The sequence below is a fragment of the Paracoccus fistulariae genome, assembly GCF_028553785.1.
In the GTDB taxonomy this organism is placed as follows: domain Bacteria; phylum Pseudomonadota; class Alphaproteobacteria; order Rhodobacterales; family Rhodobacteraceae; genus Paracoccus; species Paracoccus fistulariae.
Genome location: NZ_CP067136.1, coordinates 1,230,514 through 1,255,801, shown reverse-complemented (window position 1 = coordinate 1,255,801; position 25,288 = coordinate 1,230,514). Strand labels below are relative to the sequence as shown.

The window sequence follows — 25,288 nt, the reverse complement described above, 5'->3', positions numbered from 1 at the left end:
AGTAGCAAAAAGACAGGATCGCAGACGCCATGCTTTCACCTGCGCCGCGCGAAACGCGCTCTGACAACGAAATACCGCTGATTCCCGATCTTTCGGAAACCACCGAAGCCTATCTGGAATCCCTGCAATTGCTTGAACGGATGCACCGGCTGATGCTGGATCTGGTCAAGGATGAATTTGAACGCCTCAATCGCAATGATCTGACGCCGGTTCAGGCAATGATCCTTTATAATCTGGGTGAGGCAGAGGTCTCGGCAGGTGAGTTGCGCTCTCGCGGGATGTATCAGGGGTCGAATGTCAGCTATAACCTGAAAAAGCTGGTCGCGATGGGCTATGTGCATCACGAGCGCTGCGATCAGGACCGCCGTTCCGTCCGGGTGCGCCTGTCAGATCGGGGGATCGAGGTGCGGCAGACGATCCATGACCTGTTTCTGCGTCATGCCGAGGGGCTGGCCATGTCCGGCGTGTTGGAGGATCCTCCGCTGGAACTGGTCAATATGCAGTCCCGCCGGATCGAGCGGTTCTGGGGCGAACAGATTCGTTATATCTATTAAGGGTGGATGCCGAACGGGATTCAGCCCGTCCGGCACGCGGTTACCAGTGGCCGGTATTTTCCATGCTGGCCCAGGGCTCTTGCGGGGGAAGGTGGTCCCCCTCTTGCAGCAACTCGACCGAGACATTGTCGGGGCTGCGCACAAAGGCCATATGGCCGTCGCGGGGCGGACGGTTGATCGTCACGCCCGCATCCATCAGCCGCTGGCACATCTCGTAGATGTTCCCGACGCGATAGGCCAGATGGCCGAAATGCCGACTATCCGAGGGCAGGCCCTCATCGCCATCCCAGTTATAGGTCAGTTCGACCGGACATTCCGGCTGGCCGGGCGGGGCCATGAAGACCAGCGTGAAGCGGCCCTTCTCATTTTCCGAGCGGCGCGTTTCCTCCAGGCCCAGCAGGCGAAAGAACTCCATCGTCTTGTCCAGATCCTTCACGCGGACCATCGTGTGCAAATAGCGGACCTTCATCGGATTAACCTCATCTTGGTATCGTATCGGGGTGGTGTTTTCCGGCCGTGTTCAGGGGCCAGGCTGCGAGTAAGGAAACGCTTGCGATGCGCTTTGGTTGCAGGCTGACGCGGCAGGTTTCCTTCGCGGCGACGGACTTATATGAGTAACGGAACGCGTCACGAAAGGGATTCCCGCATGAAGCAATATCTGGATGCCTTGCGCATGGTGCTGGATGAGGGCGTCGAATCGACCGATCGCACGGGTACGGGCACCGTCTCGCATTTCGGGATGCAGTGCCGCTATCCTCTGGCCGATGGTTTTCCGCTGGTGACGACCAAGAAACTGCATCTGCGCTCGATCATTCACGAACTTCTGTGGTTTCTCTCGGGCGATACGAATATCGGCTACCTGAAGCAGAATGGCGTCTCGATCTGGGATGAATGGGCCGATGAGACGGGTGATCTGGGCCCGGTCTACGGCCATCAATGGCGCCATTTCCCGACGATCCAGCGCGTCCAGGACGAGGCGCCCCGGATCGGCGAGATCGACCAGATCGCCAATCTGGTCGAGGCGATCCGCAAGACGCCCGACAGCCGTCGGCTGATCGTGACGGCCTGGAATCCCGGCGATATCGACCGCATGGCCCTGCCGCCCTGTCACACGCTGTGGCAGGTCCGCATTGCCGGACGGAAACTGCATCTGCAGCTGTATCAGCGCTCGGCCGATATGTTTCTGGGCGTGCCCTTCAACATCGCCTCCTATGCATTGCTGCAGACGATGCTGGCCCATGTCACCGGCTATGAGCCCGGCGATTTCATCCATACGATGGGCGATGCACATATCTATCTGAACCACATGGACCAGGTTCACACGCAATTGCAGCGCGACCCGCGCCCGCTGCCCCGGCTGGAACTGACCCGCAAGGTCGATTCAATCTTCGACTTCAAATTCGACGATTTCCGCGTGCTGGATTACGACCCTGCGCCTGGCATCAAGGCTCCGGTCGCGGTCTAGGCCCATGTTGACCCTGATCGTCGCCCGCGCCCGCAACGGGGCCATCGGCAAAGCCAACCGGATCCCCTGGCATATCCCCGCAGATCTGAAGATGTTTCAGCGCGAAACGCTGGGCGGTGCACTGATCATGGGACGCCGGACCTGGCACAGCCTTCCCGTCAAGCCGCTGAAAAATCGGCTGAACATCGTCCTCTCGCGACAGGCCGACCTGACCGATCACGTCTTCACGACCGCCAGTGACGCCATCGGCTTCTGCCGCAGCCAGGGATATCACCGGATCTACGGAATCGGCGGGCAGGCGGTCTATCAAGAGCTTTTGCCCAAGGCAGACCGCCTCATGCTGACTGAGGTCGATATCGAGATCCCCGATGCCGACGCCTTCTTCCCCGATTTCGACGAATCCGACTGGACCGAGATCACCCGCGTCCCGATCCCCGACACCGACCCGCGCTGCACATTGCGAGAGCTGATCCGCCGCTAAGCCAATCCGGCCTGCAGCCGTTCCAGCCAAAGCCGGATCACCTCGACCGATTCGACCTCATCCAGCCAGGGAATATGCGCGCGATCCGGCACTTCGGCATAGATCCCGTCCGGCCGCTGCTCTTGCATCTTCAGGAACGATGCGCGGGACAGCAGATCCGAATTCGCCCCCCGGATCGCCGCAACCGGCATCCCCGCCGTCGCCGCCCAAAGCGGCCACAGATCCGGCGCATCCCCCTCGAACGCCGCCAGAAACGCCTCCCGCAGCGCGGGGTCATAGCGGATCTGCAACCGCCCATCCACCTCTTCGTAATGCTTGCGCGCATCCGCCAGCCAGCGACCGTCGGGCACATTGGCAAAGCCCGGACTCGCCGCAGGCAGCCGTGCGGCCAATTCTTCATACGTCCTGGCAGAGGGGTTGCGCCCGACATAGTCGAAAATCCGCTCCAGCCCCGCAGTCTCAAGCTCTGGCCCGACATCGTTCAGACACAGCCCCAGCAAGCGATCACGCGCCACCGCAGCCAGCAGCAACCCGATCAGCCCCCCGCGAGAGGTGCCCAGAACCGCTGCCTGCCCGATCCCCAGATGATCCAGCAATTCCAGCGCGTCCTTGCCCTCTTGCGGCACGGTATAGCTCTCGGCACCGGTATGATCCGATTGCCCGCGCCCGCGATAATCCATCCGGATCATGCGAATATCCGACAGGTAAGGCGCTACATAATCGAAATCCGCCATATTCCGCGTCAATCCGGCCAGACACAGCACGGGCAGTCCCGCGCCGTCATCCTGATAGGCGATCCTGGCTCCGTCGCTTGTCGTAAAGAAACCCATCCCGGCCACCATCTTTTGTGAAAAAATATCCCGCAGGGGTCTGGGGACGCGAAGTCCCCAGGACGCATGCCCTAGAGGTTTTCGTTCTGAGGCATACCCAGCACGTGATAGCCGCCATCGACCATGATCACCTCGCCGGTGGTGCAGGCACCCCAATCCGACAGCAGATAAACCGCCGTTCCGCCAATCGCCTCCAGCGTCGCATTGGCGCGCAGCGGCGCATTGGCCTCGGTATGGCGGAAAGTCTTGCGCGCCCCGCCGATCGCAGCCCCGGCCAGCGTCTTCATCGGCCCCGGGCTGATCGCATTCACGCGAATGCCATCCGGACCAAGATCATTGGCCAGATAGCGCACGCTGGATTCCAGCGCCGCCTTGGCCACACCCATCACGTTATAAAACGGCGTCACCCGGTTCGATCCGCCATAGGTCAGCGTGATCAGCGATCCGCCCTCCGCCATCAACGGATGCGCCCGCCGCGCGACTTCGATCAGCGAATAGCACGAGATTTCAAGGCTATGCTTGAAATTGGCCCGGCTGGTATTCATGAACCGGCCGGTCAACTCGTCCTTGTTGGAAAAGGCGATGGCGTGGATCACGAAATCCAGTCTGCCCCACCGGCTTTCGATCTCGCCGAAGGCGCGGTCCAGCGATGCGTCATCGGTCACATCGACATCCAGCAGGAAATCCGAACCGACAGTTTCGGCCAGCGGCTCGACCCGTTTTCCAAAGGCCTCGCCTTGATAGGAAAAGGCCAGTTCGGCGCCTTGATCGGCGGCCGCCCTGGCGATGCCCCAGGCGATCGAGTGATGGTTGGCGACCCCCATCACAAGGCCACGTTTGCCCTTCAGAAGATCGCCCATATCCTGCTCTCCAGCCTTGATCAGTCCTGATATCTCGACATCAGAAGCGACGCATTGGTCCCCCCGAAGCCGAAGCTGTTGGACAGCACGGAATCAAGTCCGGCATTGTCCACACGGCTGGTCGCAATCTCGGACGGTTTCAGTCTGGGGTCCAGTTCCTGCACATTGGCGGATGCGGTGATGAAGTCATTTTGCAACATCAGCAGACAATAGATGGCCTCGTGAACGCCGGTCGCGCCGAGGCTGTGGCCCGTCAGCGACTTGGTGGAACTGACCGGCGGCGTATTCCCCTCGCCAAAGACGCGGCGCAGGGCCTCGATCTCTCCGACATCGCCCACGGGGGTCGAGGTGCCGTGCGCGTTGACATAGCTGACCTTGCGGCCTTCGGGCAGGGTTGCCAGCGCCACGCGCATCGAACGCTCGCCGCCTTCGCCAGAGGGCGCAACCATGTCATAGCCGTCGCTGGTCGCACCATAGCCTGTAACTTCGGCATAGATTTTGGCCCCGCGCGCCAGCGCGTGCTCCAGCTCTTCCAGCACCACGACGCCGCCGCCGCCCGCGATGACAAAGCCATCGCGGCTCGCATCATAGGGGCGGGATGCGGTCTGCGGGGTGTCGTTATATTTCGACGACATCGCACCCATTGCGTCGAAGAGGCAGGACAGGGTCCAGTCCAGCTCTTCGCCGCCGCCGGCAAAGACGATATCCTGCTTGCCCATCTGGATCTGTTCGACGCCATTGCCGATGCAATGCGCGCTGGTCGAGCAGGCCGAGGTGATCGAGTAGTTGACGCCCTTGATCTTGAAGGGCGTGGCCAGGCAGGCCGAATTGGTCGAGGACATGCAGCGCGTCACCATGAACGGGCCCATTCGCTTCGGGCTGCCCTTTTCAATGACGATCTGGTGGGCGTCGAAGAAGTTAGAGGTCGACGGCCCGCCCGATCCCATGATCAGCCCGGTGCGCGGGTTCGACACATCGCTGTCTTCCAGACCGCTATCGGCGATGGCCTGTTCCATGGCGATGAAATTATAGGCGGCCCCCGGACCCATGAAGCGCAGATTGCGCTTGTCGATGTAATCTTCCAGCACGATCTGCGGCATGCCGTGGATCTGGCTGCGGAAGCCGTGTTCCGCATATTCCGGCGCGAAAACGATGCCCGAACGGCCCGACTTCAGGCTGTCGGTGACCTCGTCCGCGTTATTGCCGATGGGCGATACGATACCAAGGCCGGTGATGACGACGCGTCTCATGGGCGCCTCCTCCAATATTCTGTTAGCTGGCCGACAGGGCGACCTTCATATCCTTGACTTGATAGATGATCTCGCCATCCGCCTCGACGCGACCATCGGCCACGCCCATCGTCAATCTGCGGGTCTGCACGGCTTTCGTGAAATTCACGTGATAGCGCAGCAGCTTTCGGTCGGGACGCACCATGCCGGTCAGCTTCACCTCACCCACGCCAAGCGCATAGCCGCGCCCCTGCCAGCCGCGCCAGCCCAGGTTGAAACCGGTCAGCTGCCACAGGCCGTCAAGGCCCAGACAGCCGGGCATGATCGGGTTGCCGGGAAAGTGGCAGTCGAAGAACCAAAGCTCTGGCGTGATGTCGAATTCGGCGATCACATGGCCCTTGCCATGGTCGCCGCGATCTTCCGAAATATCGGTAATCCGGTCCATCATCAGCATGGGCGGTTCGGGCAATTGCGGATTGCCGGGGCCGAACAGCTCGCCCCGCGCACAGGCCAGAAGGTCGTCGCGGTCAAAGCTGGTTTGCGTCATCGCCATGCGGGTCTTGCCTTTCGTCTCGGCCTCGATGGCCGGTGGTAGTGGGTCTGATCATGCTCAAGTTGACGTTTCGTCTATCATTCACGGCAAACCGCGTGCAAGTCTAGCCGTTAGTGCGGATCCGTCAGAACCACTGGCCGGGCTCCATCAGCCCCAGATCCATCAATTGCTGCGCCTGCCAGGTGAAGGGCCGAGAGTGGCGCCAGACGAAGCCATGGATCGAATCGCGAGAGCCGGGGTTCGAGACAAGCGCCTTGGCCACCCGGAACGAGGCGATGGCCGCCGTCAGATTGTGATGCCACGGGCAGGCATAGGTGTTGTATTCCTCGATGTTGAAGCGGTGCTCGGGCAGAAGCTGCAGATCGGGCGTCGTGCGAAACAGCGAGATCCTGTCGATCCGGCGCCGCACCTCTGGCAGGTGCTCTTCATAGCGCCAGCGCAGACCGCCGTGGAAATTCAGCTGCCGCTCAAGATGCCGCCCCTGCCCATTCGCACGGGCCAGCGCGAAATAGCCGGCGCTGTCGAACATGGCCGAATCGATGCTGACCGCATCCGGTGCGGTCGAAAGATCGGGCGCGTAAAGATCGACCACATAGCTCAGCATGGCGCTGCGGCGTTCCTCGGCATGAAAGGCCAGCAATTCGCCCACGGTGCGGGTTTCAGAGAAGGGGAAGAACAGGAATTCCGCGTTGAAACAGTAATACAGCCAGGTGCCCGCCGGAACGCTGCGGATAAAGGCATTCACCGCGCCGGTATGGGCGTCGGGCTGGCGGGTGTTCCAGATCAGGTTGGTGACGCGGTCCGACAGCTGCTCCTCGACCGCGATCGGCTCGGGAGAGAGGGCAAAGACATGGTGAAAGCCCGCATCGACATGGTGGCGCAGCGTCTCGCGCAGCGCCGCCTGATCTTCGACCAGAATGATCGCCAGGGGACCGCGCCGCAGGGCTTGGGGACGACTGCGCAGATATTCCTCTAGGGGAACGGGCGTCACGGCATCATGGCCTTGACCTGATCAAGCGCGGCGCGCAGCAGTTCGGGATTATTGCCTGCCGTGTCGATCAGGCGCGTCAGCGTGGCCTTTTGCTGATCAGAGATCGCGGCCCCTGCAATCAGCTCCTTCGCCCGTTCCGCATCAAAGCCTTCCGGTGTCAGCAGCGCTTCGATCTGCGCGGCGGTGGCGGCGGCATCGGTGGCCTGCTCGGTCGCCTGGCTGGCTTCTGCGGCGGCCTGTTCGGCATCTGCGGCGGCTTCGGATGCGGGCACGGCGTCGTCGGGGCTGTTGGCGTCGACGGCGGCCTCGGCCGCGCGGCTCGCGGCGTCGATGGCCTGTTCGGCGGCGCGTTCGGCCTCGGTCGCGGCCTCATTGACGGCGGCAAGGCCGGTCTCATCGGATGCGGCGACGGCTTCTGCGGCGGCATCTGCGGCAATCGCGGCGGCATCGGCAGCCGCATCTGCGGCCGCATCCGCCGCCTCGGTCGCCGGGACGCCGTCGGTGACAGGTTCGGCCTTGGGTTCAGCGTCAGCCGGTGATTCCGTTTCGGCGGGCACGGCCGAAGGCGCGCGGTCGGTGACCTCTGGCGCGGCCGCCTGCCGGTTCTGCCACCACATCCAGCCGCCAAGCCCAAGGGCAAGAGCAACGATTAAGGGAATCACGTTACGCATTGATGAGAAAACCCTCTTGAAAGCCTGTTCGTCTGTCTATCGCACAGGGCAGGGCCGCATAAAAGCCATTCGCCCCCCGTGCCCTGTGTCGCGATATCCGCAAAAGCCGCAAATTCGGCCTCAAATCCGATCAAATCCGGTTGAATCACCCGCGCGTGACGCTTACTTTCCCTCTATTCCGAAATGGCTATTAAAGGAGTATCGCCATAGCTCGTCGACCGCACAACGCACCGCCCACCCGCGACACCGGCCCCCGCGTCAATGAACGCATCCGCGTGTCCGAAATCCGCCTGATCGGCCCCGACGGGGAAAATGTCGGCGTCGTGCCGCCTTCGGTCGGGTTGGAGATGGCTCAGGAAGCCGGGCTGGATCTGGTCGAAATTTCGCCGAATGCGACCCCGCCGGTCTGCAAGGTCATGGACCTGGGCAAGTTCAAATACGAACAGCAAAAGCGTGAAGCCGAAGCACGCAAGAAGCAGAAGGTGATCGAGGTCAAGGAAATCAAGTTCCGTCCGGGAACCGACATCCATGACTATGACGTCAAGATGCGCAGCGTGATGAAATTTCTTGAGGCCGGCGACAAGGTCAAGGTGACCCTGCGTTTCCGCGGGCGCGAGATGGCGCACCAGGATCTGGGGCTGGAACTTCTGAACCGCGTCAAGGATGATGTCGGTGAAGCGGGCAAGGTCGAGGCCATGCCCAAGCTGGAAGGCCGCCAGATGGTGATGATGATCGCGCCCCGCTGAACCGGGCATCGTGATCTGACAGATGATCGGGCCGCGCTGGCAAGATGCAGCGCGGCCTTTGCTTTGAAAAGGACCTGCCCATGCCGCACCCCCGGATCCGTTTGATGCGCCTGCCCGATGCCGATGCCACGGTCGATCTGCCCTCTTACGCGACGCCCGGCGCGGCCGGTGCCGATATCCGCGCCAATCTGCCGCAAGAGGCGCGGGCCGATGGCATCCTGCTGGCCCCCGGTCAGCGCGCGCTGATCCCCACGGGGCTGGCCATGGAGATCCCCGAGGAGTGGGAGGTTCAGATCCGCCCGCGATCCGGTCTGGCGCTGAAGCACGGGATCACGCTGGCCAACAGTCCCGGCACCATTGATTGCGATTATCGCGGTCCTCTGGGCGTGATCCTGATCAATCTGGGCGATCAGCCACATCGCATCGCACATGGCGAACGGATCGCGCAGATGGTTGTGGCACCCGCACCGCAGGCGCAGTTCGATGAGGTTGCGGAAATCGGCGATACCCGGCGCGGCGCGGGTGGCTTTGGCTCGACAGGGCGCGGGTGATGCTGGGGGGCCTGCTGCTGATCGGCGCGGCACTGGGCTGCTGGGCGCTTGGTCTGTCCCGGTTGCGGGCCTGGCTGGTGCTGGCGATGGTCTGGCTGGCCATGATCCCGGCCTATGTCCTGGGCGAAAGGGGCGTGCGGGGGTGGCTGGTCATCGGCCTGCTGGGCGGCGCCGTCTTTGCTTATCAATCCGGCCTTAGGTGGTTGCGCAGCAAGATCCCGGCTGATCCCCCCGCGCCTGCGCCCCCCGAAGATCAACAGATGATGACCGCGGCCGAGATCGACCGCTATGCCAGACATCTGGTCCTGCGAGAGATCGGCGGCCCCGGCCAGATGCGCCTGCGGCAGGCCCGCGTGCTTGTGGTCGGTGCGGGCGGTCTGGGCGCGCCGATCTGCCTTTATCTGGCAGCGGCGGGGGTGGGCCATATCACCGTCATGGATGGCGACCGGGTCAGCCTGTCGAACCTGCAGCGGCAGGTTCTGTTTCGCAGCGACCAGCGCGGTCTGCTGAAGGCCGGGGCGGCTGCTGATAACATGGCCGCACTGAACCCCCATATCACCGTCACCGCCCTGACGCGGCCGCTGGACGACGGGGATCAGGATTTGATCGCCGCGCATGATCTGGTGCTGGACGGCACCGACAGCTTTGCGACCCGCGCATTGGTCAACCGGCTTTGCGTTGCCGCAGGGACGCCCTTGCTGGCCGGGGCCATCGCGCAATGGGAAGGGCAGGTCACGCTTTACGATCCGGCCCGCGGCGGGCCCTGCCTGTCCTGCCTGTTCTCTGAACCGCCCGCCCCGGAACTTGTCCCCGCCTGCGCCGAGGCGGGTGTCGTCGGCGCGCTGCCCGGCGTGATCGGCAGCCAGATGGCGCTGGAGGCGATCAAGCATCTGACCGGCGCGGGGCAGGGGCTGCGCGGGCGGATGCTGGTCTATGACGGTCTTTACGGCGAAAGCCGGATGATCGGCACGCAGCAGCGCGCCGATTGCCCGATCTGCGGATCGGGGCTGGAAGAGGTCGCGAAAGCTACTTAGGTTCGGGACAACCGAAAGGATGCCGCGATGAACCCAGAGTTGACGCATTGGACCGGACCACAGGGTCTGCCCCGTTTCGATCTGATCGAGGATAGCGATTTTGCCCCGGCCTTTGACCGGGAACTGGCCGGGGCCGAGGCCGCGATCGAAGCGATTGCCGCCAATCCCGAACCGGCCTCGTTCGAAAATACGGTCGCCGCGATGGAACTGGCCGAAGACGGGCTGAACCGAGTCCTGTCGGTCTTTTACAATCTGGTCGGCGTCGATTCGAATCCGCGTCGTCAGGAATTGCAGCGCGACTTCGCGCCCCGCCTTGCCGATTACAGCAGCCGCATCACGATGGATCCCCGCCTTTACGCACGCGTCAAGGCTGTGGCCCAGACCGCCGATCAGCTGGCCCCGCAGGACCGGCGCATCACCGAACTTGCGCTGCGCAACCTGACGCGCGCAGGCGCGGGGCTGGACGAAGCGGGGCGCAAGCGCATGGCGCAGATCAGCGCCCGCATGGCGGTGCTGACCACGGAATTCGCGCAGAATGTGCTGACGGATGAGCGTGACTATGTGCTGCCCATCCCCGATGACCGTCTTGCCGGTCTGCCCGACTGGCTGTTGCGCGCAATGCGCGCGGCGGCAAAGGAACGCGGGCTTGCCGGGCAGATCGTGACGCTGAACCGGTCGCTGATCGTGCCGTTTCTGGAATATTCGCAGGAACGTGGCCTGCGCGAAACGGCCTTCAAGGCCTGGGCCGCGCGCGGATCGGGCGATGGCGCGGGCGGTGCGGCGACCAATAACCTGCCGCTGATTACCGAAATCCTGGCCCTGCGGCACGAACGCGCGCAGCTTCTGGGATATCAGGATTTCGCCGCCTATAAGCTGGAACCGGAAATGGCCGGGGATGCGCAGACGGTCGAGGACCTGCTGATGCAGGTCTGGGGTCCGGCAACCAGACGCGCGGCCGAGGATGAGGCCAAACTGACCGCCATGCTGCGCGACGATGGCGTCAACGGTCCGCTGGAGCCCTGGGACTGGCGGCTTTACGCCGAACGGCTGCGCCAGCGCGAACATGATTTCGATGCTGCGCAGGTCACGCCCTATCTGACGCTGGACGCGATGCTGGGCGCCGTCTTCGATGTGGCGCATAAGCTGTACCGTCTGGAATTCGAGGCTTTCGAGGCGCCCCTGTTGTCGCCCGATGTGCGGGCCTGGCGGGTGACGCGCGACGGGCAGTTGATGGCGATCTTTCTGGGGGATTTCTTTGCCCGGCCCAGCAAACGCTCGGGCGCGTGGTGCTCGGCCCTGCAGATGCAGCACAAGATCGGCAAGGGGCAGCGGCCCATCGTCGTCAATGTCTGCAACTTCACCCCGCCAGAGCAGGCCGGCGCCCCGGCCTTCCTGTCCTGGGATGACGCGCATACGCTGTTTCACGAATTCGGTCACGCGACGCATCACATCCTGTCGGATGTGACATGGCCCTCGATCGCGGGCACCTCGGTGGCGCAGGATTTCGTGGAATTGCCCAGTCAGCTTTACGAACATTGGCTGGAACAGCCCGCCGTGCTGGATGCCCATGCGCGCCATTTTGAAACCGGCGCGCCGCTGCCTGCCGATCTGCGCGACCGGCTGCTGGCGGCTGGTAATGCGGATGCCGGGTTCAGCACGACGGAATATCTGGAAAGCGCGCTGGTCGATCTGGCGCTGCATCGTGGCGCGCCCGCCCGTGACGCCATGGCCAGACAGGCCGAGGTTCTGGCCGAGCTGGGCGCGCCCGGTGCCATCCCGATGCGCCATGCGACGCCGCATTTCGCCCATGTCTTCAGCGGCAACAGCTATGCCAGCGGCTATTACAGCTATATGTGGTCCGAGGTGATGGATGCAGATGCCTTCGCCGCTTTCGAGGAAACCGGCGATATCTTCGATCCCGAAACCGCGCGCCGGTTGGAGGATACCATCCTGTCCAAAGGCGGATCACAGCCTGCGGATGAATTATGGATCGCCTTCCGGGAACGCATGCCGGGGGTCGAGGCGTTATTGCGGGGGCGCGGTCTGATCTGAACGTCTCGTTTTGCTGCAGGGAGAAGATGATGAAGAGGCTCGGCTTTGCGGTGCTTTTGACGGCATTTTCCCTTGGCGGCTACGTGCCCGGTCTGCGTGCGCAAAGCGGCGTCGAGGCGGGGGCGACGGTGGCGCGGCTGGATGGCAGCTATGACCGGAACCGCGATCAATGCGAAAACCTGAATTCGCAGACGCGGCTCAGCATCAATGACGGCACCTTCCGCTTTTACGAATCGCAATGCACCTTTGGCCGGAAGGGCGGTCAGGTCGAAACCTCGGAAGGGACGTTGCTGTGCATCGGTGAAGGGCAGCGGTTCAAGCGCGATATCGTGCTGAACCTGCGGCCCGACGGCGTGCAGATCGTGGAAAACGGCGCATCCATGGATTACGCCCGCTGCCCCGATTAAACGTCTATTCGCGGATCTCGCCCGGATCGACGCCCCAGATCGTCGATTTCGGCACCCATCCCCGCTGCCCGCCACCGGAAATCCGGCACCAATCGGGCTTGCATTCGCCAAGCCGCACGATGGCGCCGGCCTCGGCCAGGGCCACGACATTGCCATCGGCCTCGGGGCGGCTGCGCAGTTCCAGCATATCTTCCGTCACCAATGCGGTGCGCACCCCTGACAGCAGCGCGTAATGCACCCAACCGCCGGCGCCGTCCTTGTCCTCGACCCGCCGCCAATGGCCGAACTCGGCCGTCACCCGCAGGGGCATTCCGGCGTGACGAAAGACCCAGTCGATGCGGTGGGACAGGCTGGGGCCGCGCCGGGCATTGCCCTCGCTTCCTTTCAGGCTGACATAGCGGGGAACGGGCAGGTTGGTAACCGGGCCGCGCGTTACCTCGGACGAGCTGTCCTGAACGCGGGTGATCCGGGCATCGGCCGATTGCGCCACCTGCGCCGCCCCAGTGCCACAGATCCCTGCAATTGCGATAAGAACTGCCGAGCCGAGCCCCCGCGCCCCTGTCATCTTCATTTTTCCACCGTCCTGCCTGATCGACCCTGCGGGGCCGACCCTTATGACCTTCCGCGTCTGCCGGGCAGGGGTGTCGCCACCGATCTGACCCTTTGTCCGCATGGGGACTTGTGCCCGTCCCTCATCGCGGGCAGTTTGCCAAAAGCTGACCGGCTTTGGAAGTCCGGCACCGACACGAGTTCGAGAAAGTGAGGTTATTATGCCCACCCCGCCACCCTCTCGCCAGAAACTGCGCGTTGCGGTGACCCGCCGCCTTCCGGAAGCGGTGGAAACCCGCATGAAAGAGCTGTTCGACGTGTCCCTGCGGGAAGATGACAGCCGCCTGAGCCGCGAAGATCTGGTGCAGATGATGCGCAATTGCGACGTGCTGGTGCCCACGGTGACCGATCAGATCGACGCCAATATGCTGGCGCAGGCCGGCGATCGGCTGAAGCTGATTTCGAATTTCGGGGCAGGGGTGGATCATATCGACGTGCATTCCGCCCGCCAGCGCGGTGTTCTGGTGTCGAACACGCCGGGGGTGGTGACCGAAGATACCGCCGATATGGCGATGGCGCTGATTCTGGCGGTGACGCGCCGCATCCCCGAAGGGCTGGCCGAAATGCAGGCCGGGCGCTGGCAGGGATGGGCGCCGACCGCGCATCTGGGCGGGCGTGTCGGCGGGCGCCGTCTGGGGATTCTGGGCATGGGCCGGATCGGTCAGGCGGTGGCGCGGCGCGCCAATGTCTTTGGCATGCAGGTGCATTACCACAACCGCAAACGCCTGCGCCCCGAGATCGAGGAAGAATTGCAGGCGACCTATTGGGAAAGCCTGGATCAGATGCTGGCGCGGATGGATATCATCAGCGTGAACGCGCCGCATACGCCCTCGACCTTCCATCTGCTGAATGCGCGACGGCTGAAGCTGATGAAGCCAAGCGCGGTGGTCGTGAATACCTCGCGCGGTGAGGTGATCGACGAAAACGCCCTGACCCGCATGCTGCGCGCCGGAGAGATCGCGGGCGCCGGTTTGGATGTGTTCGAACACGGCCATGAGATCAACCCCCGCCTGCGCGAACTGTCCAACGTGGTGCTGCTGCCGCATATGGGATCGGCAACGGTCGAGGGACGCGCCGAGATGGGTGAGAAAGTCATCATCAATATCAAGACCTTCGCCGATGGCCACCGGCCGCCGGATCTGGTCGTGCCCTCGATGCTGTAACAAGGATGCGCGGCGTAAGTCAGGCACGGCTGGCCGTCTCTGGCCTGTTCTTTCTGAACGGGCTGATCATTGGCAGCTGGGCACCCAAGATCCCGGTGCTGATGTCGCGCCTGCAGATCTCGGAATCGACGATGGGCCTGATCGTGCTGTGCATGGGTCTGGGCTCGGTCACGATGATGCCGGTCTTTGGCGGGCTGACGGCGCGCTATGGGTCCAGCTTTTCGGTGCGTCTGGCGGCGATCTTGTCGGCGCCGGTGATGCTGCTGATGTCGCTGGCGCCGACGCTGTGGAGCGTGGCCGCCGTGGTGGTGCTGTTCGGCGGCACCATCGGCGGCATGGATGTGGCGATGAATGCCAATGCTGTCGCGGTCGAGCGGGCGCGGCGGCGGGCCATCATGTCCTCTTGCCACGGATTCTGGAGCCTTGGCGGCGTGGCCGGGGCGGGGCTTGGCGGCATCGGCATCACCCTGCTGGGTGAGATCGGGCACTCGGTCTTGCTGACGCTGGTGGTCGCTGCCGGTCTTGCGCTGATCTTTCCGCGCCTGCTGCACGATGCGCCAAGCCAGGAGGATCGCGCTTCGACGCCGCTGCGCCTGCCGCGAACGCCGCTGCCCTATGTGATCGGCCTTGTCGCGCTGTGCTGCATGATCCCCGAGGGCGCGATTCTGGACTGGGCCGCCGTCTATCTTCAACGCGAACTCGGCGCCTCGCTGTCGCTGGCGGGGTGGGGCTTTGCCGCCTGTGCCGGGACGATGGCCGTGATGCGCTTTCTGGGGGATGAGATCCGGCAGCGCTTTGGCGCGGTCCGCACATTGCGGGTCAGCGCGGTGATCGCGATCATCGGCCTGACGATTGCGGGGCTGTCATCTTCGCCGGTGATGGCCATCGCAGGCTTCGCCTTTGCCGGTCTGGGGCTGGCCAATATGGTGCCCATCGCCTTTTCCGCCGCCGGGAACATGCCGGGTCTGGCCAGCGGTGTCGGGCTGTCCGTCGTCACGACGATGGGCTATTCCGGCATCCTCGTGGCGCCCGGCAGCATCGGCTGGCTGGCGGAACATTTCAGCTTCTCGGTGATCTTTGTCGGGCTGGCCGCGCTGCTGCTGATCCCGCTGCTGCTGTCGCGTCTGATGAAATCCGCCGATTTCGGCTAGCGATAGACCTGATCCGTGCCGGGAAACCTTCGCGTGCGGACGGCATCGGCGTAATCGGCGATGGCCTCTTCTGCGCGCGGTCCCAGGTCGCCGAATTTCTGCACGAAGCGCGGCACGCGGCCCGACAGGCCCAGCATGTCGTCCAGCACCAGGATCTGCCCGTCGCAGCGGGCCGATGCGCCGATGCCGATTGTGGGGATTGCGACGGCCTGCGTGATCTGATCGGCCAGCCCCTCCATCACCCCTTCAACCACAAGGCTGAAGGCGCCGGCCTCTTCCACGGCGCGGGCATCCTGAATATGGGCGGGCCATGTCGCCTCGTCCCGACCCTGGGTCTTGAAGCCGCCCATGGTATTGGTGGCCTGCGGGGTCAGGCCGATATGGCCCATGACCGGGATGCCCCTTTCGGTCAGAAAGCGGATCGTCTGGGCCATGCGGGCGCCGCCTTCCAGCTTGACCGCGCCGCAGCCCGTCTCGGCCATGATACGCGCGGCATTCCGGAACGCCTGCTGCGGGCTTTCCTCGTAGCTGCGGAAGGGCATATCGACCACGATCATGGCGCGCTGGCTGCCGCGCAGGACCGCCTGACCGTGCAGGATCATCATCTCGACCGTGACCCCGATGGTCGAGGGCAGGCCATGGACCACCATGCCCAGACTGTCGCCGACAAGAATGATCTCGGCATGCTGATCGACCATGGCGGCCATCGGTGCGGTATAGGCCGTCAGCGCCACGATCGGGGTTTGCCCCTTGCGGGCAGCGATCTGCGGGGCGGTGAAACGGCGGATCGGGGCTTGGGCGGACATGTTACCTCTCAGGGGTTGAGGACGCGCTGATCGATCAGCAGCACCTCGCCAAAGCGGACGGCCAGAAGGATCACGACCGGCCGGGACAGGCTGTCGATGCGCGACAGATCGGCCGCGTCGCGAATATCGACCGAGCGGATATCGGCGCGCGGTTCGGATTTCAGCACCGCCCGGACCTCTTGCCGCAGGACGGGCAGGGTTGTGCCCCCGGCCATCAGCGCCTGCGCCCGGTCCAGCGCGCGGCTGATCACGGTGGCGGCGATGCGGTCTTCGGGCGGCAGGCGACGGTTTCGCGATGACATGGCAAGCCCGTCAGCTTCGCGGACGGTGGGAATGGCCAGAATCTCGACCGGTATGTCCAGATCGGAAACCATCTGCCGCACGATGGTCAGTTGCTGATAATCCTTTTCGCCAAAGGTCGCGGCATCGGGGCCGACGATGTTGAACAGTTTGGTCACAATCGTGGTCATGCCGCGGAAATGGCCGGGCCGCAGCCGGCCCATCAGCATCCGGGACAGGGCCGTCACCTCGACCACGGTCTGCGCGCCCGGGCGATAGATCTCCTCGACCCCCGGCGTGAAGACGGCATCGCAGCCCTCTTGTCGCAACAGGCGCAGATCGGTGTCTTCGTCGCGCGGATAGGCGGCCAGATCGGCCTGCTGGTCGAATTGCGTCGGATTGACAAAGATCGAGGTGACGATCCGTCCGCCACCCCGCGCATCCAGCCAGTCACGCGCCCGGCGCACCAGCGTCAGATGCCCCTCATGCAGCGCGCCCATGGTGGGGACCAGCGCCACGCGCTGCCCCTCGGCGCGCCAGGCGGCCACGCAATCGCGGATCGATTGCTTGCTGCGGCAGATCTGCATCTTTCCTCCCACGGCCCTGATCTGGGTTGGGGCAGGCTAAGGGCACAGCGATCACAGGGCAAGCGCTGCATTGCAGCATGTCGTTTTTCGCTGCCAATGGTCGGCCCTGTAGGACGCAACGTCACCGCCTCTGGCACAAACGAAGAAACACCCAGGGAGACGGGAATGAAGTCGCATGTGAAGGTTCTGGTGGTCGGCGGTGGCGCAGTGGGCTGCGGCATCGCCTATCATCTTGCAAAGGCCGGTTGGGAAACCATGCTGGTGGAACGGGATGAACTGACCGCCGGATCCACCTGGCATGCCGCGGGTCTGCTGCCGCTGTTCAACATGGGCTATGCGACCAGCCATATCCATGATTACTCAGTGAAACTCTACGCCGCGCTTGAGGCCGAGACCGGGTTGAATGCGGGCTTTACCCGCTGCGGCAACCTGCGCATGGCCCAGACCGACGCGCGGATGGACGAATACATGCTTTATTCCGCCACGGCCGAGACGGTGGGGGTGGAACATGAATTCCTGACGCCTGCGCAGATCAAGGATCGCTGGCCGCTGGTGCGCACCGACGACCTGAAGGGCGCGCTGTTTCATCCGACCGATGGCTATATCAACCCCGCCGATGTGACCCAGGCCATGGCCAAGGGCGCGCGCATGGCCGGTGCCACCATCGAGCGCAAGATACAGGTGAACGGCTATCGCTGGACCGGCAGCGAATGGATCGTCACCTGCGAACGGATGGTCGAAAAGGGCGGCAACCTTGTCCCCTCGGGCGAGGAGTTTGAGATCCACGCCGAACATGTCGTCACCGCCACCGGCAACCATGCGCAGCGCACCGCGCGGCTCTTGGGCATCAAGATCCCCGCCATCCCGGTCGAGCATCAGTATATCGTCACCGAACCCGATCCGATGCTGGCCAAATGGCGGGCCGAGGGCAATCCCGAACACCCGGTCCTGCGCGATGCCGATGCGAAATGGTATGTGCGCGAGGAACGCGGCGGCTGGATCCTTGGCCCCTATGAAGAGGGCGCGCCCGCGCGTTTCCCCTATGAGGTGCCTGCAGGCTTCCGCGCCGATCTGTTCCCGCTGGATCTGGAGCGGATCGAGGAAGAATACATGTCCATGATCCACCGTCTGCCATCCTCGGAAGAGGTGGGACTGAAGGACGATTTCAACGGTCCGATCTGCTATACGCCGGATGGCAACCCGCTTGTGGGTCCGGCGCCGGGTCTGCGCAATATGTGGCTGGCCGAGGGCTTCAGCTTCGGGATCACGGCGGCGGGCGGCGTTGGCCATTACCTGACCCAGATGATGACCCAGGGCGAGGCAGAGATCGACATGGCCAGCCTTGATCCGCGCCGCTACGGGTCATGGATGACCACCGAATATGCGGTGAAGAAAAATGAGGAATGCTATGCCCATGTCTTCATCCTGCATCACCCGGATGAAGAACGCGAAGCCTGCCGGCCGCTGCGGACCTCGCCCGCCTATGACCGGCAAAAGGCCCGCGGCGCGCAATTCGGCTGCGTGAACGGGTGGGAGCGTCCGAATTACTTTGGCCCGCTGGATGCGCCCGAGGATTTCGACCATAACGCCCGCAGCTTCCGCCGCGGCGGCTGGTGGGACTATGCCAAGGCCGAGGCCGAGGCGATCCGCAACAGCGCCGGTCTGATCGACGCCACCGCCTTTGCCAAGCATATGGTCAAAGGGCCGGGCGCGACGGCGTTTCTGGACTGGCTGACCACGAACAAGCTGCCCAAGGTCGGGCGGATCAACCTGACCTATGCGCTGACCGTGACCGGCACCACGCGCACCGAATATACCATCGTGCGACTGGCCGAGAATGACTATTACCTCGTCTCGGCCGGGGCATGGGCCGATTATGACCGCGACAACCTGATCAAATCGGCCGAGGATTTCATGTCAGGCGGCGGCGATTTCGTCAGCATTCAGGATGTCACCACGCAATGGGGCGTCTTTGCCATCGCAGGCCCGGCCTCGCGCGAGATCCTGTCAAAGCTGATCCGTGATCCGCAGCCCGAAACCGCCCTGTCGAACAAGCGCTTCCCCTGGTTGTCGATGCGCAATATCGAGTTGGGCATGGTGCCGACCATGGCGATCCGCGTGGCCTATACCGGCGAATTGGGATGGGAACTGCATCACCCGATCGAGATGCAGAACCACCTGTTCGACCGTCTGATGGAAGCGGGCGAACCGCTGGGCATGAAGCTGGTGGGCACGCGCGCGCAGAACTGGCTGCGGCAGGAAAAATCCTATCGCGCCTTCGGCACCGAACTGGGCCGTGACGCAACCCCGCTGGAGGCCGGTCTGGATCGCTTTGTCGATCTGGAGAAGGATTTCAAAGGCAAGCAGGCCATGCTGGACAAGGGCATCCGCAGCAAATGCGTGACCGTGCTGATCGACGGGCCGGGCGACGCCGATCCCTGGGGTCGTGAGGGGCTGTTCAAGGATGGCGAACGGGTCGGGCGTCTGACCTCTGGCGGCTGGTCGGCGGGCTTTGGCAAGCAGATCGGCATGGGCTATGTCCGCCCCGATCTGGCCGAAACCGGCACCCGCCTGCAGGTCCGCATGTTCGGCGATTTGTGGGATGCCGAGGTGACCGAGGACAGCCCCTACGATCCGCAAAACCAGCGCATCCGGCAGGATGGCTGAACGGCTGCTGATCAGGCGACGGCGTTCGCCCTGATCAGCATACGCAACATGCTGGACAGGCTGGGCACGATGAAAGGTGCCGTCGGCGCGCGCGGGCGGTTCATCTGCAACGAGGTGTAGCCATGCATCACCGACCAGGCCATGATCTCGAACTGGTCGCCCTTCTCGGATGAGGTGAAGGGGCTGCAGACCGATTTCAGCACGTCATAGCTTTCTATGGCGGTTTTGCTGAGCTCTGGCGTCGGTGTGATCAATTCGTCGAACATCAGGCGGAACAGGGCGGAATTTTCCTCGGAAAATTTTATATAGGCGTCGGCGGCCGCCTCCAGCCGGTCGAAATCGCTGGTGACGGTGACAAGCTGTGTGTTGGACAGGGTCTTGCTGAGCATCTGGAAGCCGCGTTCGGCGATTGCAGAACGCAGCCCCGGCAAGCCGTTGAAATAATGGGCGGGTGCGGCATGAGAGACACCCACCAGCGCCGCGATCCGACGCAGGGTCAGGCCTTCGCTGTCATGTTCTGCCAGCAGTTTGATCCCCGCAAGTATCAGTTTTTCGCGGACGCAACCGCGACTCTGCCCTCGGTTTTTGTTCATGCTGCGCCTGCACACCCTAGCTTGACATTGTCAAGCATAGCAGGGATGGTCCTTATGCCCAGAGGTAATGTTACGCACGCTGGCATATTCAAAGACGCGTGCTTGTTTTGGCAGTGTAGAAATCTGGGCGGCCCGTTGAAGGCTCTGGTCTGGATTTTCATAATTTCTTTGTTTTTGTTTTCCGGCCAGAGCCGCCAGCTTTTGGGTGGCCGCTTGTTATTGAAGTTGTGAAATTAGAGTATTCCTGGCCGCAAGAAAAGCAGACATTTCAGACATATCATCACTGTGATGAGGGCGTGAAAACAAAAAAGGCCGGACCCGCAGGTCCGGCCTTTTTTGTTTGGAGCGGGCGATGAGATTCGAACTCACGACCCTAACCTTGGCAAGGTTATGCTCTACCCCTGAGCTACGCCCGCATCCGTTTCCTTCGGCGTTTCCGCCTTCGGTGAGGCGTGATTTAGGCGAGCACGCCGGGGGGTGCAAGAGGAAAAATCGGTGATCGGGCGATTTTTTTACCTGATTGACAGAATTTCGAAATCTGCGGATCTTCCGGCAAAATTTTCAGGGAAGCCCAATGTCCTCCACCGACGAATTACGAGATTTCGTGCGCCAGGCGCTGGCTGCCGGTCAGGACCGGCAGGTTATCGGCGATGCCCTGCAAAAGGCCGGATGGACCTCGAAAGAGGTATCGGACGCGCTTGACGGCTGGCTTGACGGGCAGGGCGGATTGCCCCCTGTGCCCCGGCCGGGGCGGACGCTGCTGGTGAAAGAGGTGTTCTTTTACGGGCTGCTGTTCATTTCCTTGTCGATGCTGAGCTGGCATCTGATCTGGTTGTGCTTCTCGATCATCGATATGCTGATCGAGGATCCCTATGGCCGCCCGGCATCGCCCTCGTCGATGCGCTGGCCCATCGCGGTGCTGATCGTGTTCCTGCCGCTGTTCCTGTTTCTGAACCGACGCGGCTGGCAGGGGCGCGACTCTGACCGGGCAGGTCGCGAATCGCGGGCCAGATCCGGCTTTGCCTCGATCACCTTGCTGGTGTCGTCGCTGGTCCTGATCGGCGACATGATCGCATTGATCTTTGCCCTGCTGAATGGCGATCTCAGCATCCGCTTTGCGGCGAAGGCGCTGGTGGTTGCAGCCGTGGGTGGCCTGATTCTGTTATATTACCGGAACGAAGATCATGTCTGACGGGCGTTCGCATCTGGCCATCTGGGCGCTTGGCGGATTGAGCGTGCTGGCCATCGCCGTGGGGCTTTCGTTCACCGGTGGCCCTGCGCAGGGCGCCAAGGAGCGGCGTGATGGCATCCGGTACGAGGATCTGCTCAGCCTCGCCCGTTGTGCGTCCTTTGCAGGGGATCGGGAAGAGGTGCTGTCGCGTCAGGCCGTGCTTTGCCCCGGTGAGGCCGCGAAGACCGATCCCCTGACGGGTCAGCCCTATCTGGTCCAGCCTATGCCTGACAATCGCCTGCGTCTTTGCGCCTCTTTCGAGCTGACGCAGGAAGAAGCACCCTGGCGGCGACGGGATCTGGACAGCTGGCAGGGTGACTGCATGATCGTTGAACTGGCAAGGACGCCCTGATCCGGCTGTCAGTCGCGCCCGATCCGCCCCAGATGGGTGTCACGGAAGCCGGTCGGATGTTTCAGCCCATAGCCCAGGGCGCGGTCGATCCCGACATGGGCGGTCCAGATCATGCCGATGGGGATGAGGTTGGGATATCCGATCACCACCCCGACCACCGCCAGAATGATCCCGAAGCAGTACAGATGGCCCAGATTATAGATGAAGGCCCCGACGCGCGGCCCGGCCACATAGCCCAGCATCGACAGATCAGGCGCCAGCAGCGCCAGAGGCCAGACCCAGATCGGCCAGCCATTCTGCACGAAAGCCGCCAGGATCATTGAGACTACGAAGATCAGCAGCCCTTCCAGACGTTGCCAGCGGTTCGTGGTCATTCAATGCCCTTTCATCGGCGTTGTCAGACGGCCTCAGCCTGCGGCGCGCAGCCGTGCGGGTTTCAGCATCTGTTTCAGGTAATGGCCGGTATGGCTTTCCGCGACCTGTGCCACATCCTCGGGCGTGCCGGTCGCCACGATCCGGCCACCGCCATCGCCGCCTTCGGGACCGATATCGATGATCCAGTCGGCGGTCTTGATGACGTCCAGATTATGTTCGATCACCACGACGGTATTGCCCTGATCAACCAGCGAATGCAGCACCTCCAGCAGCTTGCGCACGTCTTCGAAATGCAGGCCGGTGGTCGGCTCGTCAAGAATATACAGCGTCCGCCCGGTCGAGCGGCGCGACAATTCCTTGGCCAGTTTGACCCGCTGCGCCTCACCCCCTGACAGGGTCGTGGCCTGCTGGCCGACCTTGATATAGCCAAGGCCCACCTCCATCAGCGCGTCCATCTTTTCGCGGATCGAGGGGACGGCGGCAAAGAATTGCTGCGCATCCTCGACCGTCATGTCCAGCACATCGGCGATGCTCTTTCCCTTGAACTGGACCTCCAGCGTCTCGCGGTTATAGCGCTTGCCCTTGCAGGTTTCGCATTCGACATAGACGTCGGGCAGGAAATGCATCTCGATCTTGATGACGCCATCGCCCTGACAGGCCTCGCAGCGGCCGCCCTTGACGTTGAAGCTGAAACGACCGGGCTTGTAGCCGCGGGTCTTGGCCTCGGGCAGGCCCGCGAACCATTCGCGGATCGGTGTGAAGGCGCCGGTATAGGTCGCGGGATTCGAACGCGGCGTGCGGCCGATGGGGCGCTGGTCAATGTCGATCACCTTGTCCAGATGCTCCAGCCCCTTGATCGTTTCGCAAGGGGCAGGGGTCTGGCGGGCACCGTTCAGGCGCAGGCTGGCGGTCTTGAACAGGGTTTCGATGGTCAGGGTCGATTTGCCGCCGCCCGAGACGCCGCTGACGCAGACAAACCTGCCCAGCGGATATTCGGCGGTCACGTCCTTCAGGTTATTGCCCGTCGCGCCGACGACCACGACCTTCTTGCCATTCCCCTTGCGACGCTCAGCCGGGACCGAGATTTCGCGGGTGCCGGCCAGATATTGCCCGGTCAGGCTGGCGGGATCGGCGGCGATATCCTGCGGCGTGCCCTTGGCCACCACGGTGCCGCCATGAACGCCCGCGCCCGGCCCCATGTCAAAGACGTAATCGGCATGGCGAATGGCGTCTTCGTCATGTTCGACCACGATCACCGAATTGCCCTGATCGCGCAGGCCCTTCAGCGTGGTCAGCAGGCGGTCATTGTCACGCTGATGTAGCCCGATCGAGGGTTCGTCCAGCACGTAGAGCACGCCGGTCAGCCCGCTGCCGATCTGGCTGGCCAGCCGGATTCGCTGGCTTTCGCCACCCGACAGCGTGCCGGCCGCGCGCGACAGCGTCAGATAGTCCAGCCCGACATTCACCAGAAAGCCAAGCCGTTCACGGATTTCCTTGACGATGGCGGCGGCGATTTCGTTCTTTTGCTTGCTCAGGTGGCTGGGCGCGTCATTGATCCAGTCCAGCGCGTCGCGGATCGACAGTTCCGTGACCTGACCGATATGGCGGTTGGCGATGCGAACGGCCAGCGCCTCGGGGCGCAGGCGATAGCCATGGCAGGCGCCGCAGGGGCGGTTGTTCTGATATTTCTCGAATTCTTCGCGGACCCAGGCGGAATCGCTTTCGCGCAGGCGACGCTCCATATTCGGGATCACGCCTTCAAAGACGCGGCTGACCTCGTAAACGCGGCCGGCATCGTCGAAACGGAACTTGATCTGCTCATCGCCCGACCCATAGAGGAACAGGCGCTGGATCTTCTCTGGCAGATCCTTCCAGGGCGTCTTCTTGTCAAAACCGTAATGCTTGGCCAGCGCATTGATGGTCTGGGTCAGATAGGCCGATTTCGACTTGGCCCAGGGCGCGATGGCCCCCTTGTCTATGGAGAGCGCGCTGTCGGGCACGATCAGGCGTTCGTCAAAGAACAGCTCGGCCCCCAGACCGTCGCAGACCGGGCAGGCGCCCAGCGGCGCGTTGAAGGAAAACAGCCGGGGTTCGATATCGGGGATGGTGAAGCCGCTGACGGGACAGGCGAAATTTTCGCTGAACGTGATGCGTTCGGCCTCGCCCTCGGCCGGGGCTGTTTCCAGAATCGCGATGCCGCTGGCCAGATCCAGCGCGGTGCGCAGCGAATCGGCCAGACGGGTTTCCAGCCCCTCGCGCACCACGATCCGGTCGACAACCACATCGATATTATGGCGGAATTTCTTGTCCAGCGTCGGCGGCTCGTCCAGCTCGTAAAACTCGCCGTCCACCTTGACCCGCTGGAAGCCCTGTTTGCGCAGTTCCAGGAATTCTTTCTTATATTCGCCCTTGCGATCGCGCACGATGGGGGCCAGCAGATAGGCGCGGGTGCCGTCCTCCATCGCCATGATGCGATCGACCATATCCTGCACCTGCTGCGCCTCGATCGGCAGGCCGGTGGCAGGGCTGTAGGGCGTGCCCGCACGGGCAAAGATCAGGCGCAGATAGTCATAGATCTCGGTCACCGTGCCCACGGTCGAACGCGGGTTCTTTGACGTCGTCTTTTGTTCGATACTGATCGCGGGGGACAGTCCGCTGATGTGATCGACGTCAGGTTTTCCCATCATATCAAGGAATTGCCGGGCATAGGCCGACAGGCTTTCGACATAGCGCCGCTGCCCTTCGGCATAGATCGTGTCAAAGGCCATGCTGGATTTGCCGCTGCCCGACAGGCCCGTGATCACCACGAACTGATCGCGCGGAATATCCATATCCACGCTTTTCAGATTATGCTCTCGCGCGCCGCGCACTTCGATGAACTTCTGTTCCATGGGCCTGCCCCTGCCGAGTAAGCGCATCACATAGTGACCAATGTGGAAAACGCAACCGTCACGCCGGAACATAACGCGAACGATTGCGAATATCCAGCGCAGAAAGCGACCTTGGGTGACGGTCGCGGCGGGTACTGTCTTGCCGCTGCGTAAGGTTTTC

The 25,288-nt window shown here is 62.9% G+C and carries 26 protein-coding genes and 1 tRNA gene; 13 read left to right on the top strand and 14 right to left on the bottom strand.

Translation table 11 applies throughout. The annotated features are described in order from the left end of the window. Positions 1 to 140 precede the first annotated feature (140 nt). Positions 141 to 554, top strand: coding sequence for a MarR family winged helix-turn-helix transcriptional regulator (locus JHX87_RS06235; RefSeq protein WP_271883473.1), 414 nt, complete (start codon positions 141 to 143; stop codon positions 552 to 554). 40 nt (positions 555 to 594) lie between these two features. Here the strand turns inward: JHX87_RS06235 and JHX87_RS06230 are convergent, their stop codons facing one another. Next, entirely contained in the window at positions 595 to 1,023 is a 429-nt protein-coding gene (locus tag JHX87_RS06230) for a VOC family protein (protein ID WP_271883266.1), read from the bottom strand. A 177-nt stretch (positions 1,024 to 1,200) separates the two neighbouring features. Between JHX87_RS06230 and JHX87_RS06225 the strand changes: the two genes are divergently transcribed. Both JHX87_RS06225 and JHX87_RS06220 read left to right on the top strand, forming a co-directional pair. Beyond that, entirely contained in the window at positions 1,201 to 2,019 is an 819-nt protein-coding gene (locus tag JHX87_RS06225) for a thymidylate synthase (RefSeq protein WP_271883264.1), read from the top strand. Between the two features lie 4 nt (positions 2,020 to 2,023). Next, positions 2,024 to 2,500, top strand: a complete 477-nt coding sequence (locus tag JHX87_RS06220; RefSeq protein ID WP_271883262.1) for a dihydrofolate reductase — start codon at positions 2,024 to 2,026, stop codon at positions 2,498 to 2,500. Here JHX87_RS06220 and JHX87_RS06215 read toward each other — a convergent pair. From JHX87_RS06215 to JHX87_RS06190, 6 genes are all read right to left on the bottom strand, one after another. Continuing rightward, positions 2,497 to 3,330, bottom strand: coding sequence for an alpha/beta fold hydrolase (locus JHX87_RS06215; RefSeq protein ID WP_271883261.1), 834 nt, complete (start codon positions 3,328 to 3,330; stop codon positions 2,497 to 2,499). The two genes, JHX87_RS06220 and JHX87_RS06215, sit on opposite strands and share 4 nt — an antisense overlap. Positions 3,331 to 3,401: 71 nt before the next feature. Next, the gene (locus JHX87_RS06210) at positions 3,402 to 4,190 is read right to left on the bottom strand and encodes an enoyl-ACP reductase FabI (RefSeq protein WP_271883260.1); all 789 of its coding nucleotides are present in this window, start codon (positions 4,188 to 4,190) and stop codon (positions 3,402 to 3,404) included. Between the two features lie 20 nt (positions 4,191 to 4,210). After that, positions 4,211 to 5,440 (bottom strand): beta-ketoacyl-ACP synthase I, encoded by a 1,230-nt coding sequence (gene fabB, locus JHX87_RS06205; protein ID WP_271883259.1) that lies wholly within the window; start codon positions 5,438 to 5,440, stop codon positions 4,211 to 4,213. A 22-nt stretch (positions 5,441 to 5,462) separates the two neighbouring features. Continuing rightward, a complete protein-coding gene (gene fabA, locus JHX87_RS06200; protein ID WP_271883258.1) occupies positions 5,463 to 5,972 on the bottom strand; it encodes a bifunctional 3-hydroxydecanoyl-ACP dehydratase/trans-2-decenoyl-ACP isomerase in 510 nt (169 codons plus the stop codon). 124 nt (positions 5,973 to 6,096) lie between these two features. Then, complete coding sequence (locus tag JHX87_RS06195; RefSeq protein WP_271883257.1) at positions 6,097 to 6,963, bottom strand: glycosyltransferase family 2 protein; 867 nt, start codon at positions 6,961 to 6,963, stop codon at positions 6,097 to 6,099. Continuing rightward, complete coding sequence (locus tag JHX87_RS06190; protein WP_271883255.1) at positions 6,960 to 7,634, bottom strand: hypothetical protein; 675 nt, start codon at positions 7,632 to 7,634, stop codon at positions 6,960 to 6,962. The genes JHX87_RS06195 and JHX87_RS06190 overlap by 4 nt, the downstream gene beginning before the upstream one ends. Positions 7,635 to 7,909: 275 nt before the next feature. On the opposite strand from JHX87_RS06190, the gene infC reads away from it, so the two are divergent. The 5 genes from infC to JHX87_RS06165 all read left to right on the top strand — a co-directional run bounded on the left by infC (position 7,910) and on the right by JHX87_RS06165 (position 12,424). After that, positions 7,910 to 8,380, top strand: a complete 471-nt coding sequence (gene infC / locus JHX87_RS06185) for a translation initiation factor IF-3 (protein ID WP_271883254.1) — start codon at positions 7,910 to 7,912, stop codon at positions 8,378 to 8,380. An 80-nt stretch (positions 8,381 to 8,460) separates the two neighbouring features. Continuing rightward, positions 8,461 to 8,931, top strand: coding sequence for a dUTP diphosphatase (gene dut / locus JHX87_RS06180; protein WP_271883252.1), 471 nt, complete (start codon positions 8,461 to 8,463; stop codon positions 8,929 to 8,931). Next, positions 8,931 to 9,965: a HesA/MoeB/ThiF family protein gene (locus tag JHX87_RS06175; protein ID WP_271883250.1), complete on the top strand. Its 1,035-nt coding sequence runs from the start codon at positions 8,931 to 8,933 to the stop codon at positions 9,963 to 9,965. Before dut ends, JHX87_RS06175 begins: the two co-directional genes overlap by 1 nt. Positions 9,966 to 9,992: 27 nt before the next feature. Continuing rightward, positions 9,993 to 12,017, top strand: coding sequence for a M3 family metallopeptidase (locus JHX87_RS06170; RefSeq protein ID WP_271883248.1), 2,025 nt, complete (start codon positions 9,993 to 9,995; stop codon positions 12,015 to 12,017). A 26-nt stretch (positions 12,018 to 12,043) separates the two neighbouring features. Then, on the top strand, positions 12,044 to 12,424 hold the full coding sequence (locus JHX87_RS06165; RefSeq protein ID WP_271883246.1) for a hypothetical protein: 381 nt from the start codon (positions 12,044 to 12,046) through the stop codon (positions 12,422 to 12,424). A 4-nt stretch (positions 12,425 to 12,428) separates the two neighbouring features. Here JHX87_RS06165 and JHX87_RS06160 read toward each other — a convergent pair whose 3' ends face one another. Then, entirely contained in the window at positions 12,429 to 12,995 is a 567-nt protein-coding gene (locus JHX87_RS06160) for an SH3 domain-containing protein (RefSeq protein WP_271883244.1), read from the bottom strand. 199 nt (positions 12,996 to 13,194) lie between these two features. On the opposite strand from JHX87_RS06160, the gene JHX87_RS06155 reads away from it, so the two are divergent. Further along, on the top strand, positions 13,195 to 14,196 hold the full coding sequence (locus JHX87_RS06155; protein ID WP_271883243.1) for a 2-hydroxyacid dehydrogenase: 1,002 nt from the start codon (positions 13,195 to 13,197) through the stop codon (positions 14,194 to 14,196). 5 nt (positions 14,197 to 14,201) lie between these two features. Beyond that, positions 14,202 to 15,347, top strand: coding sequence for an MFS transporter (locus tag JHX87_RS06150; protein WP_271883242.1), 1,146 nt, complete (start codon positions 14,202 to 14,204; stop codon positions 15,345 to 15,347). On the opposite strand, the gene panB is transcribed toward JHX87_RS06150, so the two are convergent. Both panB and panC read right to left on the bottom strand, forming a co-directional pair. Continuing rightward, entirely contained in the window at positions 15,344 to 16,153 is an 810-nt protein-coding gene (panB, locus tag JHX87_RS06145; protein WP_271883241.1) for a 3-methyl-2-oxobutanoate hydroxymethyltransferase, read from the bottom strand. The genes JHX87_RS06150 and panB overlap by 4 nt on opposite strands. 8 nt (positions 16,154 to 16,161) lie before the next feature. Continuing rightward, positions 16,162 to 17,019, bottom strand: a complete 858-nt coding sequence (gene panC / locus JHX87_RS06140; protein ID WP_271883240.1) for a pantoate--beta-alanine ligase — start codon at positions 17,017 to 17,019, stop codon at positions 16,162 to 16,164. Positions 17,020 to 17,184: 165 nt separating this feature from the next. Between panC and JHX87_RS06135 the strand changes: the two genes are divergently transcribed. Then, complete coding sequence (locus JHX87_RS06135; protein WP_271883239.1) at positions 17,185 to 19,686, top strand: GcvT family protein; 2,502 nt, start codon at positions 17,185 to 17,187, stop codon at positions 19,684 to 19,686. An 11-nt stretch (positions 19,687 to 19,697) separates the two neighbouring features. Here JHX87_RS06135 and JHX87_RS06130 read toward each other — a convergent pair whose 3' ends face one another. Both JHX87_RS06130 and JHX87_RS06125 read right to left on the bottom strand, forming a co-directional pair. After that, positions 19,698 to 20,279, bottom strand: a complete 582-nt coding sequence (locus JHX87_RS06130) for a TetR/AcrR family transcriptional regulator (RefSeq protein WP_271883238.1) — start codon at positions 20,277 to 20,279, stop codon at positions 19,698 to 19,700. A gap of 341 nt (positions 20,280 to 20,620) precedes the next feature. Continuing rightward, positions 20,621 to 20,695, bottom strand: a tRNA-Gly gene (locus JHX87_RS06125). A gap of 158 nt (positions 20,696 to 20,853) precedes the next feature. On the opposite strand from JHX87_RS06125, the gene JHX87_RS06120 reads away from it, so the two are divergent. Both JHX87_RS06120 and JHX87_RS06115 read left to right on the top strand, forming a co-directional pair. Beyond that, positions 20,854 to 21,471, top strand: coding sequence for a DUF5671 domain-containing protein (locus JHX87_RS06120; RefSeq protein ID WP_271883237.1), 618 nt, complete (start codon positions 20,854 to 20,856; stop codon positions 21,469 to 21,471). Next, positions 21,464 to 21,862, top strand: a complete 399-nt coding sequence (locus JHX87_RS06115; RefSeq protein WP_271883236.1) for a hypothetical protein — start codon at positions 21,464 to 21,466, stop codon at positions 21,860 to 21,862. The genes JHX87_RS06120 and JHX87_RS06115 overlap by 8 nt, the downstream gene beginning before the upstream one ends. Positions 21,863 to 21,870: 8 nt before the next feature. On the opposite strand, the gene JHX87_RS06110 is transcribed toward JHX87_RS06115, so the two are convergent. Further along, on the bottom strand, positions 21,871 to 22,236 hold the full coding sequence (locus tag JHX87_RS06110) for a DUF4260 domain-containing protein (protein ID WP_271883235.1): 366 nt from the start codon (positions 22,234 to 22,236) through the stop codon (positions 21,871 to 21,873). A 33-nt stretch (positions 22,237 to 22,269) separates the two neighbouring features. After that, positions 22,270 to 25,128 carry an excinuclease ABC subunit UvrA gene (gene uvrA, locus JHX87_RS06105; RefSeq protein ID WP_271883234.1) on the bottom strand — a complete coding sequence of 953 codons (2,859 nt, stop codon included), beginning with the start codon at positions 25,126 to 25,128 and terminating at the stop codon, positions 22,270 to 22,272. Positions 25,129 to 25,288: the final 160 nt, after the last annotated feature.

Coding starts and splice junctions, on each gene's coding strand:
- JHX87_RS06215 (WP_271883261.1), bottom strand. CDS start 3,330: ATGGGTTTCTTTACGACAAGCGACGGAGCCAGGATCGCCTATCAGGAT.
- panC (WP_271883240.1), bottom strand. CDS start 17,019: ATGCAGATCTGCCGCAGCAAGCAATCGATCCGCGATTGCGTGGCCGCC.
- JHX87_RS06130 (WP_271883238.1), bottom strand. CDS start 20,279: ATGAACAAAAACCGAGGGCAGAGTCGCGGTTGCGTCCGCGAAAAACTG.
- JHX87_RS06165 (WP_271883246.1), top strand. CDS start 12,044: ATGATGAAGAGGCTCGGCTTTGCGGTGCTTTTGACGGCATTTTCCCTT.
- JHX87_RS06210 (WP_271883260.1), bottom strand. CDS start 4,190: ATGGGCGATCTTCTGAAGGGCAAACGTGGCCTTGTGATGGGGGTCGCC.
- JHX87_RS06230 (WP_271883266.1), bottom strand. CDS start 1,023: ATGAAGGTCCGCTATTTGCACACGATGGTCCGCGTGAAGGATCTGGAC.
- JHX87_RS06120 (WP_271883237.1), top strand. CDS start 20,854: ATGTCCTCCACCGACGAATTACGAGATTTCGTGCGCCAGGCGCTGGCT.
- JHX87_RS06155 (WP_271883243.1), top strand. CDS start 13,195: ATGCCCACCCCGCCACCCTCTCGCCAGAAACTGCGCGTTGCGGTGACC.
- JHX87_RS06135 (WP_271883239.1), top strand. CDS start 17,185: ATGAAGTCGCATGTGAAGGTTCTGGTGGTCGGCGGTGGCGCAGTGGGC.
- panB (WP_271883241.1), bottom strand. CDS start 16,153: ATGTCCGCCCAAGCCCCGATCCGCCGTTTCACCGCCCCGCAGATCGCT.
- JHX87_RS06235 (WP_271883473.1), top strand. CDS start 141: ATGCACCGGCTGATGCTGGATCTGGTCAAGGATGAATTTGAACGCCTC.
- dut (WP_271883252.1), top strand. CDS start 8,461: ATGCCGCACCCCCGGATCCGTTTGATGCGCCTGCCCGATGCCGATGCC.
- JHX87_RS06170 (WP_271883248.1), top strand. CDS start 9,993: ATGAACCCAGAGTTGACGCATTGGACCGGACCACAGGGTCTGCCCCGT.
- JHX87_RS06115 (WP_271883236.1), top strand. CDS start 21,464: ATGTCTGACGGGCGTTCGCATCTGGCCATCTGGGCGCTTGGCGGATTG.
- JHX87_RS06175 (WP_271883250.1), top strand. CDS start 8,931: ATGCTGGGGGGCCTGCTGCTGATCGGCGCGGCACTGGGCTGCTGGGCG.
- JHX87_RS06110 (WP_271883235.1), bottom strand. CDS start 22,236: ATGACCACGAACCGCTGGCAACGTCTGGAAGGGCTGCTGATCTTCGTA.
- JHX87_RS06220 (WP_271883262.1), top strand. CDS start 2,024: ATGTTGACCCTGATCGTCGCCCGCGCCCGCAACGGGGCCATCGGCAAA.
- JHX87_RS06160 (WP_271883244.1), bottom strand. CDS start 12,995: ATGAAGATGACAGGGGCGCGGGGGCTCGGCTCGGCAGTTCTTATCGCA.
- uvrA (WP_271883234.1), bottom strand. CDS start 25,128: ATGGAACAGAAGTTCATCGAAGTGCGCGGCGCGCGAGAGCATAATCTG.
- JHX87_RS06150 (WP_271883242.1), top strand. CDS start 14,202: ATGCGCGGCGTAAGTCAGGCACGGCTGGCCGTCTCTGGCCTGTTCTTT.
- fabB (WP_271883259.1), bottom strand. CDS start 5,440: ATGAGACGCGTCGTCATCACCGGCCTTGGTATCGTATCGCCCATCGGC.
- JHX87_RS06190 (WP_271883255.1), bottom strand. CDS start 7,634: ATGCGTAACGTGATTCCCTTAATCGTTGCTCTTGCCCTTGGGCTTGGC.
- fabA (WP_271883258.1), bottom strand. CDS start 5,972: ATGGCGATGACGCAAACCAGCTTTGACCGCGACGACCTTCTGGCCTGT.
- JHX87_RS06225 (WP_271883264.1), top strand. CDS start 1,201: ATGAAGCAATATCTGGATGCCTTGCGCATGGTGCTGGATGAGGGCGTC.